The sequence below is a fragment of the Mesorhizobium sp. M0011 genome (assembly GCF_040324155.1).
Classification (GTDB): domain Bacteria; phylum Pseudomonadota; class Alphaproteobacteria; order Rhizobiales; family Rhizobiaceae; genus Mesorhizobium.
The window spans coordinates 38,919-53,644 of record NZ_JAMYVQ010000037.1 but is presented as its reverse complement, the minus strand read 5'-3'; the positions used below and the strand labels follow the sequence as shown (position 1 = coordinate 53,644).

At 63.7% G+C, this 14,726-nt stretch carries 11 protein-coding genes and 1 pseudogene; 6 read left to right on the top strand and 6 right to left on the bottom strand.

Annotated elements, in window-relative coordinates; all coding sequences use genetic code 11:
- Nucleotides 1–278 precede the first annotated feature (278 nt).
- The 3 genes from thiP to NKK51_RS28515 all read left to right on the top strand — a co-directional run bounded on the left by thiP (nt 279) and on the right by NKK51_RS28515 (nt 4,409).
- Nucleotides 279–1,898 carry a thiamine/thiamine pyrophosphate ABC transporter permease gene (thiP, locus tag NKK51_RS28525; RefSeq protein ID WP_352555455.1) on the top strand — a complete coding sequence of 540 codons (1,620 nt, stop codon included), beginning with the start codon at nt 279–281 and terminating at the stop codon, nt 1,896–1,898.
- Nucleotides 1,891–2,682 (top strand): thiamine ABC transporter ATP-binding protein, encoded by a 792-nt coding sequence (gene thiQ / locus NKK51_RS28520; RefSeq protein ID WP_352555454.1) that lies wholly within the window; start codon nt 1,891–1,893, stop codon nt 2,680–2,682. The genes thiP and thiQ overlap by 8 nt, the downstream gene beginning before the upstream one ends.
- Before the next feature lie 257 nt (nt 2,683–2,939).
- Nucleotides 2,940–4,409, top strand: coding sequence for a M48 family metalloprotease (locus NKK51_RS28515; RefSeq protein ID WP_127297425.1), 1,470 nt, complete (start codon nt 2,940–2,942; stop codon nt 4,407–4,409).
- A 24-nt stretch (nt 4,410–4,433) separates the two neighbouring features.
- Here NKK51_RS28515 and NKK51_RS28510 read toward each other — a convergent pair whose 3' ends face one another.
- Entirely contained in the window at nt 4,434–5,297 is an 864-nt protein-coding gene (locus NKK51_RS28510; protein WP_023814301.1) for an RNA polymerase factor sigma-32, read from the bottom strand.
- A gap of 322 nt (nt 5,298–5,619) precedes the next feature.
- Here NKK51_RS28510 and NKK51_RS28505 point away from each other — a divergent pair, with 322 nt between their 5' ends.
- The 3 genes from NKK51_RS28505 (at nt 5,620) to NKK51_RS28495 (ending at nt 7,980) form a co-directional block, all read left to right on the top strand.
- Nucleotides 5,620–6,393, top strand: a complete 774-nt coding sequence (locus NKK51_RS28505; protein ID WP_023814302.1) for an amino acid ABC transporter substrate-binding protein — start codon at nt 5,620–5,622, stop codon at nt 6,391–6,393.
- A 136-nt stretch (nt 6,394–6,529) separates the two neighbouring features.
- The gene (locus NKK51_RS28500; protein ID WP_031213968.1) at nt 6,530–7,210 is read left to right on the top strand and encodes an amino acid ABC transporter permease; all 681 of its coding nucleotides are present in this window, start codon (nt 6,530–6,532) and stop codon (nt 7,208–7,210) included.
- On the top strand, nt 7,207–7,980 hold the full coding sequence (locus tag NKK51_RS28495) for an amino acid ABC transporter ATP-binding protein (RefSeq protein WP_352555452.1): 774 nt from the start codon (nt 7,207–7,209) through the stop codon (nt 7,978–7,980). The genes NKK51_RS28500 and NKK51_RS28495 overlap by 4 nt, the downstream gene beginning before the upstream one ends.
- 96 nt (nt 7,981–8,076) lie before the next feature.
- Here the strand turns inward: NKK51_RS28495 and NKK51_RS28490 are convergent.
- The 5 genes and pseudogenes from NKK51_RS28490 to NKK51_RS28470 all read right to left on the bottom strand — a co-directional run bounded on the left by NKK51_RS28490 (nt 8,077) and on the right by NKK51_RS28470 (nt 14,579).
- Nucleotides 8,077–9,147: pseudogene (locus NKK51_RS28490) on the bottom strand (IS3 family transposase).
- Nucleotides 9,148–9,228: 81 nt separating this feature from the next.
- Nucleotides 9,229–9,810: a CarD family transcriptional regulator gene (locus NKK51_RS28485; protein WP_352555450.1), complete on the bottom strand. Its 582-nt coding sequence runs from the start codon at nt 9,808–9,810 to the stop codon at nt 9,229–9,231.
- A 358-nt stretch (nt 9,811–10,168) separates the two neighbouring features.
- A complete protein-coding gene (gene fdxA, locus NKK51_RS28480) occupies nt 10,169–10,507 on the bottom strand; it encodes a ferredoxin FdxA (protein WP_023699302.1) in 339 nt (112 codons plus the stop codon).
- A 234-nt stretch (nt 10,508–10,741) separates the two neighbouring features.
- Entirely contained in the window at nt 10,742–11,128 is a 387-nt protein-coding gene (locus NKK51_RS28475) for an RNA-binding S4 domain-containing protein (protein WP_127297242.1), read from the bottom strand.
- A 16-nt stretch (nt 11,129–11,144) separates the two neighbouring features.
- Nucleotides 11,145–14,579 (bottom strand): helicase-related protein, encoded by a 3,435-nt coding sequence (locus NKK51_RS28470; RefSeq protein WP_352555447.1) that lies wholly within the window; start codon nt 14,577–14,579, stop codon nt 11,145–11,147.
- Between the last annotated feature and the right edge of the window lie 147 nt (nt 14,580–14,726).

Sequence of the window (14,726 nt, the reverse complement as noted above, 5' to 3'; positions counted from 1 at the left end):
ATCAGAAAATAGAAACAGTCGACCTCAACCTCTGCAGACGATAAGTGACAAAACTGTTCGCGATGTCCTCGCACACCTGTTCGCGATGTCTCCGGTCCAAACAGGGGGAAGATTGGCAGTGTCGTTGCTGGTTATAGTCCGGCAACGTTGGAGACTAGCGGAAGCATGGGTGGCGGCCGATCTCCCCCCTGGAGGGGGAGATGTCCGGCAGGACAGAGGGGGGCGCCAAGGAACGCAATCCTTTGTAATTGCCGCGATGGAAAGAATGGTGGTCCAGCGTGCAACGCGCGTCTGACCCCCGCATCACCGCTGGCACCCTCGCGCTCGCTGCAATCGCGCTGCTGATCGGCGGCGCGTTTGCCGGCCTGCTTTTCGAGGGCGCCCATGATTTCTCGGGCGCCTGGGCAGCCTTAGATCCCTATCTGCTTCGCGTCATTCGCTTCACGCTCTGGCAAGCGGCGCTCTCGACGCTGCTTTCGGTCATCCCGGCGCTGTTCGTGGCGCGCGCTCTGTCGCGACATCCACGTTTCTTCGGTCGCGCCTTCATCCTGCAGATATTCGCCGTGCCGTTGGCGCTGCCGGCTATTGTCGCAGCACTCGGCATCCTGGCGCTTTATGGCCGTGCCGGCTATTTCGCCGGCGTGTTTGCTGTGATCGGCGGGGGAAGCTGGCCGGGCATCTATGGCCTGTCCGGCATCCTCGTCGCCCATGTCTTCTTCAACCTGCCGCTGGCGACGCGGCTGTTCCTCGAGGCGCTGCAGACCATACCGGCCGACCAATGGCGGTTGGCGAGCCAGCTCGGCATGGCGGCGCGGCCGGCGTTCCGGCTGATCGAATGGCCAACGCTGCGCGCCGCACTGCCCGGCGTCGCCGGGCTGGTGTTCATGCTCTGCATCACATCCTTCACCATCGTGCTGACGCTCGGCGGCGGGCCGGCCGCGACGACGCTTGAGGTCGGCATCTACCAGGCGCTGCGCTTCGATTTCGATCCCGCGCGGGCCGTTACACTGACGCTGTTGCAGATCGCCTTGACCTTTATCGTTGTGCTGGCCCTCACGCGCCTAGGCGCCAATGTGGTCGGCGACACCAATTTGCCGGTCGCGCAACGCCGCTATCTCTCGGTCAATCGGAGCGAGACCTGGTTGAACGCGCTAGTCATCATCCTGGCGCTGCTGTTCGTCGTTGGGCCGATGGCGGCAACCGTGGTGGCCGGGTTGGGTGCGGACCTCGGCCGTTTGGCCAGCGAGGCCACCGTCCGGCAGGCAACGCTGACCAGCGCAGCGCTCGCCTTCCTGTCGGCGCTGCTTTCGGTGATGCTGTCGCTGGCGCTGACCATGGCGCGGCGGGCACTGGCGCTGAACCGCCGTGCCGGCGCAAAGACACTGCTCGAACGCGCCACCGATACAGGCGCCGGTTTTGTCCTTGTCGTGCCGCCGATCGTCGTCGGCGCTGGCTGGTTCCTGTTGCTGCGCCATGTCGGCGATGCCTTCGCCATCGCCCCGGTCATGGTCGTCACCGTCAATGCGGTGATGGCGATGCCGTTCGCCCTACGCGCCGTGCGTCCCGCCTATGATGCGGCGAGCGAGCGTCACGAACGGCTCTGCGCACAGCTCGGCATTGCGGGCTGGAACCGGCTGATGCTGGTCGACTGGCCGTCGCTGCGGCGACCGCTCGCCACGGCCTTCGCTTTCGCCATGGCGCTGTCGCTCGGCGATCTCGGTGTCATTGCCCTGTTCGGCAGTGATTCCGTGCAGACATTGCCCTACCTTCTTCTGGCACGGATGGGCAGCTACCACACCGAGGATGCCGCCGGCCTGGCACTGCTGCTCGGCTTCGTCTGTCTCGCGTTGATCGTGGCGGCGCACTGGCTGGGAAGGGAGAAGGTCCGCGATGCGTGAGAGGGCGGCCAACAGGCTCGAAAAGGGCGCGCCGGTGCGGCTAGACAATGTGTCGTTCAGTTATGGCAGCTATGGCGATGCGCCACTTGTCTTCGACGTCGAGTTCGCCACGGCGAAGATCACCGCCATCATGGGTCCGAGCGGTTCGGGCAAGTCGACGCTGCTCAATCTGGTCGCCGGCTTCGAGACCCCACAATCGGGCCGCGTGCTGATCGGCGGGGCCGATGTCAGCGCCGAGCCGGCCTCGGCGCGGCCGGTGTCGATGGTGTTCCAGGAGAACAATCTCTTCGCGCATCTTTCCGTCGAGCAGAATGTCGGGCTCGGCCGCTCGCCCTCCCTGGGACTGACCGAGGCGGACCGCGTCGCGGTCGCCGAGGCGCTTGCGCGCACCGGTCTCGCGGGCAAGGAGAAACGCCTGCCGCGCGAGCTCTCCGGGGGCGAACGCCAGCGCGTCGCACTGGCCCGCGTGCTGGTGCGCGACCGACCGGTGTTGCTGCTCGACGAGCCCTTTGCTTCGCTCGGACCCGCTTTGCGCGACGAGATGCTGGATCTGGTTGCTGCCGTTCATGCCGAACGCGCCATGACGGTGCTATTTGTCACCCACCAGCCCGAGGATGCACGCCGCATCGGCGAGCACATGGTGTTTGTCGACAATGGGTTGGTGGCCGCAACCGGCAAGGCTGATGATTTCTTTACCGGGGCTGGTCCGGAGGCGTTCCGGCGCTATATCGGCGCGGGTACTGGATATTCCACATCACGCGATGTTGCCCGGAAGCGGACATAATTTACGGTCAAACCGGCTCCAGGCGATGTGGCGTTTGCTTGCCATGACCGGGGGAGTGTGGCTAGGTCCGCCCTACCGGTCCGGCACAGGCCGTGATTTGCCTGCAGTATCCGCCGCCCGCCCTAAGGGACGGGCACGGATGCTGCAGCAGTTTGAGATAGCGCATGACACGTTCCGAAGATCGCCCCCGATTTTCGTGGTCATGCGCCGGGACCCGAAAGGAAGCCGTTCTGGCGATCGGCGCTAACACATTGGGAATGAAACCGCTGGCGCGTTTTCTCGCGCTGGCCGGTTTTGCCGTGGCGTTGGCAAGCTGCCAGATGTTCACGCCGCCGGAAGTTCAGGAATCCGGCTTCCAGCCTTCCGACAAGCCGATCACGGTGGACAATGTCGGCGCCAACAACAAGCTCGCCGAATTGGCCAAGGCGCAGCACCCGCGCATCCTGGCGACTTATGGCGGTGAATATTCCGACCCCAAGCTCGAACGCATGGTCGCCAAGGTGGTCGGTAGTTTGACGGTGGTGTCCGCCAACCCGACACAGACCTATCGCATCACCATTTTAAATTCGCCCAACGTCAACGCATTCGCGCTGCCGGGCGGCTATCTCTACATCACCCGCGGCCTCCTGGCGCTGGCCAATGATTCGGCCGAGCTTGCCGCCGTCATCGCGCATGAGATGGGCCACGTCACCGCCAATCACGGCCTGCAGCGCCAGCAACTGGAGGCCGAGGAAGGCCTGGCCACCAAGGTGGTTTCGGACGTGCTCGGCGACAGCCCGACCGCCAAGGCGGCGTTGATCCGCGGCAAGCTGAGGCTGGCGCAATTTTCGCGCAACCAGGAGCTGGAAGCCGACGCCATCGGCATCAAATCGATCGGCGAGGCCGGCTACGATCCTTTCGCCGCAGGCCGCTTCCTTCAATCGATGTCGGCCTATACCGATTTCCGCTCGATCAGCGGCGCCACCGATGCCAGCCTGGACTTCCTGGCCACGCACCCCAACACGCCGCAGCGCATCGATCTGGCGCAGCGCCATGCCCGCCAGTTCGGCGCGCCGGGCGTCGGCACGCGAGACCGCGATTCCTTCCTCGCCGGCATAGACGGCCTGCTCTATGGCGACACACCCGAGGAAGGCTATGTGCGCGGCGAAACCTTCCTGCACCCGGGCCTTGGCGTGTCGTTCACGGTGCCGGACGGCTTCATCATCGACAATTCGGCGGCAGCGGTGACGGCCACCGGCCCCGGCGACATAGCGATCCGTTTCGATGGCGTCTCCATCGACAAGAACCGGGCGCTGACGGACTATATCCGCAGCGGCTGGGTGGCTGGTCTCGTCGACAGCAGCGTCAAGCAGGAAACCATCAACGGCAATGAGGCGGCGACCGCGCATGCCGGCGCCGAAGGCTGGCAGTTCGACATTGCGGTGATCCGCGCCGGCGGCCAGGTCTACCGGCTGCTGACCGCGGCCCCTTCCGCCAGCACGTCGCTGGACACGATCGCCCGCTCGGTCAGCGGCTCGTTCCGGATTTTGAGCGCTGCCGAAAAGACGGCGCTGAAGCCGCTGCACATCCGCGTCGTCACCGTCCAGCCTGGGCAGACGATGGGTTCGCTTTCGGCGCAGATGGTCGGCGTCGACCGCAAGCTCGACCTGTTCCGCGTGCTCAATGCGCTGTCGCCCGGTGCCGCGGTTTCGGCCGGCGACAAGGTCAAGATCGTCACCGACAAGTAGGCGCCGCTGGACGCCTGCCGCCGTTCAGGCGGCAGTCGCCATGAACTCCGGATTCTGCTTCACCAATGCGACCTTGAGCTTTTCCATGGCGCGGGCCTCGATCTGGCGGACGCGTTCCTTGGAGATGCCGAGCGTTTCGCCGAGCGCTTCGAGTGTTGCGCCCTCGTCGTTCAGCCGCCGTTCCTCGATGATCCTCAGTTCCCGTGCGTTGAGCGCGCGAAGCGCCTCCCTCAGCCAGAGCGAGCGGCGCGCGACATCGATCTTGTCGCCGACGATCTCGTCGGGCAGCGGATCGTCCGAAATCAGGAAATCCATGCGCTCGGTCGAACCCGCATCGTCGGCAATAGGCATGTTGAGCGAGGAGTCGGGCGCCGAGAGCCGCGAATCCATCATCGCCACATCGGCTTCGGAGACGCCAAGCGCCTCCGACACCTCGCGATAGAGCGTGGCGTTGGAGAGCGGCTCCGTGCCATTCGCCAACCGCGCGCGCAGGCGTCGCAAATTGAAGAACAGCGCCTTCTGGGCCGAGCTGGTGCCACCACGCACGATAGACCAGTTGCGCAGGATATAGTCCTGCATCGAGGCGCGAATCCACCATGTCGCATAGGTCGAGAACCGCACCTCGCGCTCCGGTTCGAAGCGAGCGGCGGCCTCGAGCAGTCCGACATGGCCCTCCTGAACCAGGTCGCCGAGCGGCAGGCCGTAATGGCGGAATTTGGAGGCCATGGAAATGACCAGCCGCATATGGGCGACGGTGATGCTGTGCAGCGCGTTCTGGTCGTTATCCTCTTTCCAGAGCAATGCAAGCCGATGCTCTTCGTCACGCTCGAGGTAGGGAGCCTTCATTGCCGCGCGGACCATGATCCGTCCTGCCGTGTCTTCCATCATGAGGCGCTCCCTGGGTGGTGCGGATGACTTTGCAAACTTGGCTGGCGCCCGGCTTGAAATGGCGGCGTCGTGCCCTACAACAGCCAGAACTGCCATGCGCGGGAAAGGTTCCGCGACCGTGGCGGCGGGATTGTGTTGCCTGAAGGATTCCCAGGACGGTTCGTGATGGCTGCGATGACGAGCAGAAGTGCCATTTGGAGAATTAGGTTTCATAAACCGGTTGTTTTTGAAATTCTGTTCCTTATTTTTTCGGCTTGCATCTGTCAGTTTCCAGCGCTCACAAATATGCCGGCCAGCCGGCCAAGGACGGGATCACAGAAAAATGAAATGGCTCAAGTCGCTCATCATCGCCGGAACGCTGCAGGCCCTGGCTGTCACTGCAGGCCATGCCGGCCCCAATCTCGACCAGATCAAGCACGCCGGTGTCATCAAGGTCGGCACGGAAGGCACCTATGCGCCGTTCACCTACCATGACACGTCCGGTGCACTGGTCGGCTTCGACGTCGAAATCGCCAAGGCGATCGCCGACAAGCTTGGCGTCAAGGCCGAGTTCCTCGAAGGCAAGTGGGATGGACTGATCGCCGGCCTCGACGCCAATCGCTACGATGCCGTTATCAATCAGGTCGGCATCACCGACGCCCGCAAGGCAAAGTACGACTTCTCCGATCCCTACATCGCCTCCAAGGCGGTGCTGATCGTGCGCGGCGACAACACCGACATCAAGAGCTTCGCCGATCTCAAGGGCAAGAAGTCGGCGCAGTCGCTGACCTCGAATTTCGGCAAGCTGGCCGAAACGAACGGCGCCGAACTGGTCGGCACCGATGGCTTCGACCAGTCGATCCAGCTGCTTCTGACCGGCCGCGCCGACGCCACGATCAATGACAGTCTGTCGTTCCTCGACTTCAAGAAGCACAAGCCCGACGCCAATGTGAGGATCGCCGCGCAAGAGGAAAACGCCGACTATTCCGGCGTCATCGTGCGCAAGGGCGATCCGGAGCTGGTCGCCGCGATCAACAAGGCGCTGGCCGACATCAAGGCCGACGGCACCTACAAGAAGATCTCCGACACCTATTTCGGCCAAGACGTTTCGAAGTAATCCATGAGGCGGGCCGGTCCGCGGCCCAGACACATCGAGCGGCGAGCCGTCTTTGACGGCCCGCCGCTTTTGTCGTGATATGGCCGACGCATTCTTGCTTTGACCAAGCTGCTTCGACCAATCTGGAGGGTCTTACGTGCCGCACTGGCTGCAACTGATGCTGGAGTCGCTGCCTTCGCTCCTGTGGGCGGCGCTGATCTTCACCGTGCCGCTGACGCTATTGTCCTTTGCTCTCGGCTTGACGGTCGGCCTGGGTGCTGCACTCGCCCGGCTGTTCGGCCCCAAGCCGCTGGTCGCGCTGGTGCGCTTCTATGTCTGGATCTTCCGCGGTACGCCGCTGCTGGTGCAGCTGTTCCTCATCTTCTACGGCCTGCCGTCGGTCGGGATCCTGCTCGACGCCTTCACGGCGGCGCTGATCGGCTTTACCTTGAACATCGGCGCCTACACGTCGGAAATCATTCGCGCGGCAATAGGCTCGGTGCCGAAAGGCCAGTGGGAAGCCGCCTATTCGATCGGCATGACCTGGGGCCAGGCGATGCGGCGCACCATTCTGCCGCAAGCCGGCCGGGTCGCGGTGCCGCCGCTCTCCAACACCTTCATCTCGCTGGTCAAGGACACGTCGCTGGCCGCCGCCATCACCGTGCCGGAGATGTTCCAGGCGGCGCAGCGCATCGTCGCCACCACCTATGAGCCGCTGATCCTCTATGTCGAGGCGGCGATCCTTTATCTGGCGCTGAGTTCGGTGCTGTCGGCCTTGCAGACGCGGCTGGAGATCCGGCTCAACCGCTATGGCGGCTTCCTGGAGGCACGCTCATGATCGGCCTCAGCAACATCGAAAAGCGCTTCGGCGACAATCTCGTGTTGAAGGGCGTGACAGTCACCATTGCCGAAGGCAGCGTCACGGCGCTGGTCGGACCTTCGGGCGGGGGGAAGAGCACCCTGCTGCGCTGCATCAACCTCCTGGAGATTCCGACTTCGGGCACGGTGCGGATCGGCGACGAGACGCTCGAATTCCACCCCGGCGGCAGGGTTCCGGCCAGGGATATCCAGCGCCTGCGGCTGCAGACCGGCATGGTGTTTCAGAATTTTCAACTGTTTCCGCATCGCACCGCGATCGAGAATGTCATGGAAGGGCTGGTGACGGTGCTGAGATGGCCGCCTGAGAGGGCACGCGAGCGGGCGCTGGCTTTGCTGGAGAAGGTGGGGATGGCGCACAAGGCCGATGCTTGGCCAGCGACCTTGTCGGGCGGCCAGCAGCAGCGCGTGGCGATCGCCCGCGCGTTGGCGCCGTCACCGAAAGTGCTGCTCTGCGACGAGCCGACTTCGGCGCTCGACCCGGAACTGGCGCAAGAGGTGGTCGACGTGCTTGGCAAGCTCGCCAGCGAAGGCACGACCATGGTGATGGCGACGCATGATCTGCGCCTCGCCTCCAAGATCGCCCGGGAAGTGGTGTTCCTCGATGCCGGCGTCGTCGTCGAGAAAGGGCCGGCCGCGGTGCTGTTCAACAATCCGGAGCAGCAACGGACGAAGCGGTTCATTGCAACGCTGAAGCAGGAGGCTGAGAAGGAAGGCGGCGGCGAGGTGTAAGCGCGGCCCTCGATTCAGCACCATTTTCCAGAAAGCAAAAAACCCGGCGCGATGAACTGACCCCTTAAAGTTGGACAGTTTAAGGTGGCGGCAGATTTAAGGGCTGGTTCTGTATTGCACAGGGCTCAGCCCTTTCAGTTTCAGTTTGATGCGATCATGATTGTAGTAGTGGATGTAATCCTCGATGCTGGCCTTGAGGCTCTGAACGTTCTCGAAGGTATTGGGGTAGAAGAGCTCGGATTTGAGTGTTGCGAAGAAGCTCTCGATAGGTGCGTTGTCGAGGCAATTGCCTTTGCGTGGCGCTGTCAGCGTTGAACTGGCGTTGAATGAGATCGGGAGCCGTCCTTCCGATGCCGCCTTTGTAGGAGCGATACTTCTTCGGCCTGACCAGCGACTTCAATCCCATCTCCACCATCCGACACTGCACCGCCTTGTGATTGACGACATGACCGAGCCGGCGCAGTGCAGCAGCCACCCGGCGATAACCGTAGCGGCCCTTGTGGCTGTCGAAGACGGCTCTGATCTTCTCCTTGAGACCAGCATGGCGGTCGACGCGGGACGCCTTCTGTCGATAGTAGAACGTGCTGCGGGAAAGCCCTGCCAGTTTGAGCAGACCATCGAGCGGATAGAGCAGCCTTAACGCTTGGACAGCTTGCGCTTTTTGGGCGCGTGTCCCTGCGTTAAGGCCTCCAGTTTTTTTAGGTAGGCGTTCTCCATGCGCAGATGGTTCAGTTCCGCAAGCAGCTCTTCGCGGCTCTTGGTCTCATCACTCTGCGCCACGGGCGGCTCGCCAGGCGACGGCGGGTCTGACATCGATCGCGGCCTTCCTCTGCGGCGCGGCGCGAGCGCCTCTATCCCACCGGCTTCGTAGCGCCTCTCCCAGTCCGGAAGGCAGCCGGCGTTGCGGATATTGAACAGCGCGGCCGTCTGTCGGCAGGACAGTCCATCCTCCCACATCCGGTGCAGAACCGACAGCTTGAACTCGCCGTCATAGTGGCTGAGCTTGCGAGCGAGGCCGGCAACCCCGTGCGCTTGATAGCTCGCAACCCATTTGCGTACCGTCGCAGCATCTACGCCGTCGGCTGCACCGGCGCTCGCATAGCTCTCTTCACCACTCAAATAACGATCAACAACAGTGCGCTTCAAACTCTCGCTGTGTTTGGACATGAAAACCCCCGAAGGTTGATGTCCAACTTTCGGGGGTCAGTTCACGAGGCCGGGCTTTTCATCAATTCAGAGGTGACGAGATCAGGCAGCTTCTTCCTGCTCGGCCTCTTCATTGTCGGCCTTGGCGCCACGCTTAGGGCCCTTGTTGAGGTTGACCTCGATCAAGCGCACGGCTTCGGTTTCCGACATGCGGTTGACGGCCGCGATCTCGCGGGCCATGCGGTCGAGCGCCGCCTCATAGAGCTGGCGCTCGGAATAGGACTGCTCCGGCTGGTTGTCGGCGCGGTAGAGGTCGCGCACGACTTCCGAGATCGAGATCAGGTCGCCCGAATTGATCTTCGCATCATATTCCTGGGCGCGGCGCGACCACATGGTGCGCTTGACGCGGGCGCGGCCCTGCACGACCTTCAGCGCGCGCTCGACATAATCCTCTTCCGACAGCTTGCGCATGCCGATGGAGGTCGCCTTGGCAACCGGAACCTTCAGGCGCATCTTGTCCTTCGAGAAGTCGATGACGAACAGTTCCAGCTTGTGTCCAGCAACTTCCTGCTCGTCGATCGAGACGATCTGGCCGACGCCGTGCGCCGGGTAGACGATGTATTCGCCGGTCTTGAAACCGTGACGCGCAGCGGTGGACTTCTTCTGCGGGGTGATCGTTACCATTACGCCCTGAACTCCTTGTTGTGGCACCGGCGTCCTGCCGGTCCGAACTCGCGCGATCGGGGAAGCCGATCGTTAGCCGCACAACAGATGAACCCATCGGAAAAGCCGGACCGGCAATTGCGACCGCCTGGCCCAGATCGCTCTGGTCCGAATGGGATTTTCACCTTTCAGTGATTTGGGGCGTCTGCGCCATAAATCGACGTTGTGTCACCGGCATGTTTCGCTGATGTAACACAAAAAGTCGGAAGAATCAAGGTTTTGCTGCACAAGCGAAGGCCACAGGCCAGCGCCGCCTGTCAAGCCGGTTAATGCGACGTGCCTCTTACCCAGCGTAATACCGGCCTTTGCGGCCGTGTTGTCAATCGCCTTCGCCGGGCTCTGCCGAGAAGTATTTCTCGAACTTGCCGGCCTCGCCGTCGAAGGATTTGGCGTCGGCCGGCGGTTCCTTCTTGGCGGTGATGTTGGGCCATTTGTCGGCGTATTCGGTGTTGACCTGCAGCCATTTGTCGAGGCCGGGTTCGGTGTCAGGCTTGATCGCGTCGGCCGGGCATTCCGGCTCGCAAACGCCGCAGTCGATGCACTCGTCGGGATGGATGACGAGCATGTTCTCGCCTTCGTAGAAACAGTCGACCGGACAGACTTCGATGCAGTCCATGTATTTGCATTTGATGCAATTGTCGGTCACGACATAGGTCATCGGTCGGCTCCGGGACGTCCCATTTTGTTGGGCTTTTTCCGTCAGGTAACGCCTTTGTCGACCGCTTGCAAGGGTAGCCATTGCGGACGGTGCCGGTGTTTCCGGAATGGAATTCCAGACTGCAGGCCCGGCGGAAGTCAGTCATGTCCCGCAGAGCGTCTGTTTGCCGGGCTCAGTTCTCGTCTCAGGCGTGCCGTTGTCCCAAAACCGCTGCGTGTTTTTGGACGCCAGGCATCAGTCTTCGCCGAGCAATCGGTCGGTCTGGCGACGTTCCTTCTTGGTCGGGCGGCCGCTGCCGGCCTCGCGCAGCCCCGGAATTGCATCGGGAGGGGCTTCGCCCTTCGGTGCGGGCGGTGGCGACATATCCTCGTAGAGCGTACGGGCCTCCTCGGCCGGGCCGCGCCGCGTACCGGCGCCGAGCACCTTCCAGATGAAGATGCGCCGCTCGAGCGTGATGGTCAGGACGTCGCCTGGCTTGACCTGATCGGAGGCCTGCGCTGCTTTGTCGCGATTGATGCGAACGCGGCCGGCGACGACCAGTTTTGCCGCCAGCGAGCGCGATTTCACGGCGCGTGAGAAGAACAGCCATTTGTCGATGCGCTGGCGGCCTTCGGCAACCATCGAAGCGAGCCGGGTTCTACTTCTTCAACTGGTCGCGCAATGCGGCGAGCTTCGCGAAGGGCGAATCCGGATCGAAACGCACCGGGCGCTCCTCGCGCGGCTTCGGCTGGAAGGCCGGCTTGCCGCCTTGCGGACCACCTTTGGCATCCGGCCTGCCACCCTTCCAGTCGGGACGACCCTCGCGGCGGTCGGGACGCTCGCCCTGCGCCCTGCCGTCACGCCGCTGTTCGCCTTCGGCCTGCGGCTTGGGTTTGAATTTCGAGCGGTCGAAGCGCGGCTTGCCGGCACCATCGCGCCGTCCTTCATGGGCCGGACGTTCTCCGGGTGCAGCTACGGCCGGTGCGCCGGCGGTATCCACGGGTGCATCGCTTCGGCCGCGCGCTTGTCCGTTGCGTGGGCGATTGTTCCTGCGGCTGTCGTCGCGGTTGCGCGGCCGCTGTTCGAAGCGGCCCTGCCGCCACAACAGGATGGGTTTTGGCGCTTCGGCCTCCGGAGCGGGTTCGCCGACGGCTGCTTCAGTCACCGCCACAGGTTCGTCCGGCGCGGCGTCCGTTGCCGGCGCGTCATTTGACTCCAGCTCGGCCGGTGCAGCTTCTTCTGCCGCTGCAACTTCGATCTCGGCAGTCTCAGTCTCTGCCTGCGGTTCAACCGGCGCCGGTTCGGCGACGTCGGCCGCAGCCTCGGCTACAGGTGCTTCGTCTTGCACGGTTTCGACCGGAGCGTCCGCCTGTTCTTCCACGGCAAGCGCAGCAGGTTCAGCCGCGGCGCCGGAGGTGATTTCGGCGGGAATTTCGGCCGCGGTTTCCGAAACGGCCACTGCGTCCGATGCCGGCTCCGATCCTTCGACCGCTGCCTCTGCTGCGGCATCCGTTGCCGCGGCTTCCGCCGCTTTGGCCTGCTCGGCTCGTGCAGCTTCTTCCGTCGCAAGCTTCGCCACCGCCGCTTCGCGCGCGGCATTGTCCTGTGCTTCGAGCCGCGCCTTGACCTCGACGGCCGGCTTCGGCTCGGCACGATAGCCGAGACCCTTGAGGATTTCTTCCATGTCGTCGGCGGTGGCGCCGAGGATCGACATCATCGGCGGCGTCACCATGAAGGACTGGCCGTCATAGGCGCCGTCCGGGCGCTGACCGAGGCCGGGCTTCCAGTTGGTCGCCGGACGGATCAGATCCGCCAGCCGTTCCAGTATGTCGATGCGCACGGCGCGACGGCCGAGATTGCGGTAGCCGGCAAGCTTGTAGAACGTCTTGTCGAAAGCAGGGTCGATCACCACCGAGGTGCGACCCGAGGCGAGCGCATGGACCACGTCGCCAAAGCCCGGCTTGTCCTTGCCGTCGTTCTTCAGCGCCCACAGCAATGTCACCAGCCCGGCAGGCGCCGGCTTGATCAGCGCCGGCACGAAGACATGGTAGGCGCCGAAGCGCACGCCAAGCCGGCGAAGGGCGGCGCGGCCTTCCTGGTCGAGCGACTTCATCTCCTCGGCGATGTCGCGGCGGTTGATGAGGCCGAAATTCTCGACCAGCTGGAAGGCGATGCCGCGGCCGATGCCAGAAATCTGGTCGGCGTTCCTGAGGTCGACCAGCGGCTTCAGCAGCGACTCGATCTGGAAATTGACGAATCGCTCTGCACGCGCGGCGACCTTGTCGCGCGCCGGGCCGGTCAGCTGTTCGTCGGCCAGCAGCACCAGGCGCGGCTTCAGCGCGTCTTCGCCTGATACCAGCGTGCCGATCGGCGCGCCGATCCAGCGCAGCGTACCATCCGAGCCAAGCGCGATGTCGCCATTGGCCGAGGCGCCGAAGCGTTCGGCGCGCGCTTCGAACTCGGCGGCCAGCGCCTTCTGGGCGGCGGTGCGCACCGCCTTGGCGTCTTCGCCGCCGGCGGTCTGGTCGGCGGTGAAGCGGAACCCTTGCAACTCGCCGACATGGTGGCCTTCGACAAGGACGGTTCCGGTAGGACTAATTTCGGCTTCGGGCATGGTATTTTCTCTAAGGCGCCGCATGAGGACGGAAGTCCTGCGGTCTACGAAGCGTTTCGTCAACCGCTCATGCAGCGCATCCGACAATCTGTCTTCGATTTCGCGCGTCTTTTCCTGCCAGTGTGCCTGATCGGCCAGCCAGCCGGGCCGGTTCGACACGAATGTCCAGGTGCGGATCTGGGCAATGCGATGCGACAGCGTGTCGATATCGCCCTCGGTGGTATCGGCGCGGCGCACCTGCTCGGCCATGTAATTCTCGTCGACATGGCCGTAGCGTGCGAGGTCCGTGTAAATGGAAGCGATGAGGTCGGCATGCTGCGCCGGCGCGATCCTGCGGTAGTCGGGCAGCGCGCAGGCTTCCCACAGCAGCGCCACGCGCTTGGCATTGGTGGTGAGTGCGCGAATGTCCTCGTCGCGCGATAGATGCTCGAGCGCCTGTGCATCGACGGCAGGCAATGCCCGCGTCAGTCCCTCGACGGGGGCGTTGGTCTCGATCGAGCGCTTCAGCGCGTCGAGGCTGGCAAAGTCGAAATGCGCGGTGCGCCACTGCAGCACCTTCACCGGATCGAAATCGTGGCCTTCGATCTTCTTGATCAGCTCTTCGTCCAGCGGGTCGACCTGGCCGGTGACGCCGAACGTACCGTCACGCAGATGCCGGCCGGCGCGGCCGGCGATCTGGCCGAGCTCGGCCGCGGTCAGGTTGCGATACTGGAAGCCGTCGAACTTGCGGTTCTGGGCGAAGGCGACGTGGTCGAGATCGAGGTTGAGACCCATGCCGATGGCATCGGTGGCGATGAGATAATCGACATCGCCGGACTGGAACAGCGCCACCTGGGCGTTGCGGGTGCGCGGCGAGAGCGCGCCGAGCACGACAGCGGCACCGCCCTGCTGGCGGCGGATCAGCTCGGCGATGGCGTAGACCTCGTCGGCCGAGAAGGCGACGATCGCCGTGCGCCGCGGCAGGCGGGTCAGCTTCTTGGAGCCGGCATAGGCAAGATGCGACAGCCTCGGCCGCGTCACCACCGAGACACCCCTCAGCAGGCGCTGCAGAATGCCGTGCATGGTGGCTGCACCGAGCAGCAGCGTTTCCTGGCGGCCGCGCAGATGCAGGATGCGGTCGGTGAAGATGTGGCCACGCTCGAGGTCGCCGGCGAGCTGCACTTCGTCGATGGCGACGAAGGCGGCGTCGGTCTCGCGCGGCATGGCCTCGACCGTGCAGACCGAATATCTGGCGCCCGGCGGCTGGATCTTTTCCTCGCCGGTGATCAGCGCCACTTTGTGGGCGCCGACCTTTTCGCAGACACGGGCGTAGACCTCGCGCGCCAGCAGCCTGAGCGGCAGGCCGATGATACCACTCTCATGCGCCACCATGCGCTCGATTGCGAGATGGGTCTTGCCGGTGTTGGTCGGCCCGAGCACGGCGGTCACGTCGCGGCCCGACAGGATCAGCGGCTCGGTGTGTTTGGGCTGGATGTTCATCAACCTAGAATAAGGCTTCTGGGACCTGGAAATAAGGCTTCTTGGCCTCTGGTTGTCGGGAGCGTGCCTCAAATGGCGCGTATGACAGGCGACACATAGGGATTTCGGGCGCGAAGCGAAAGCGGAATGTTCCGCCGGCGGCGAGAA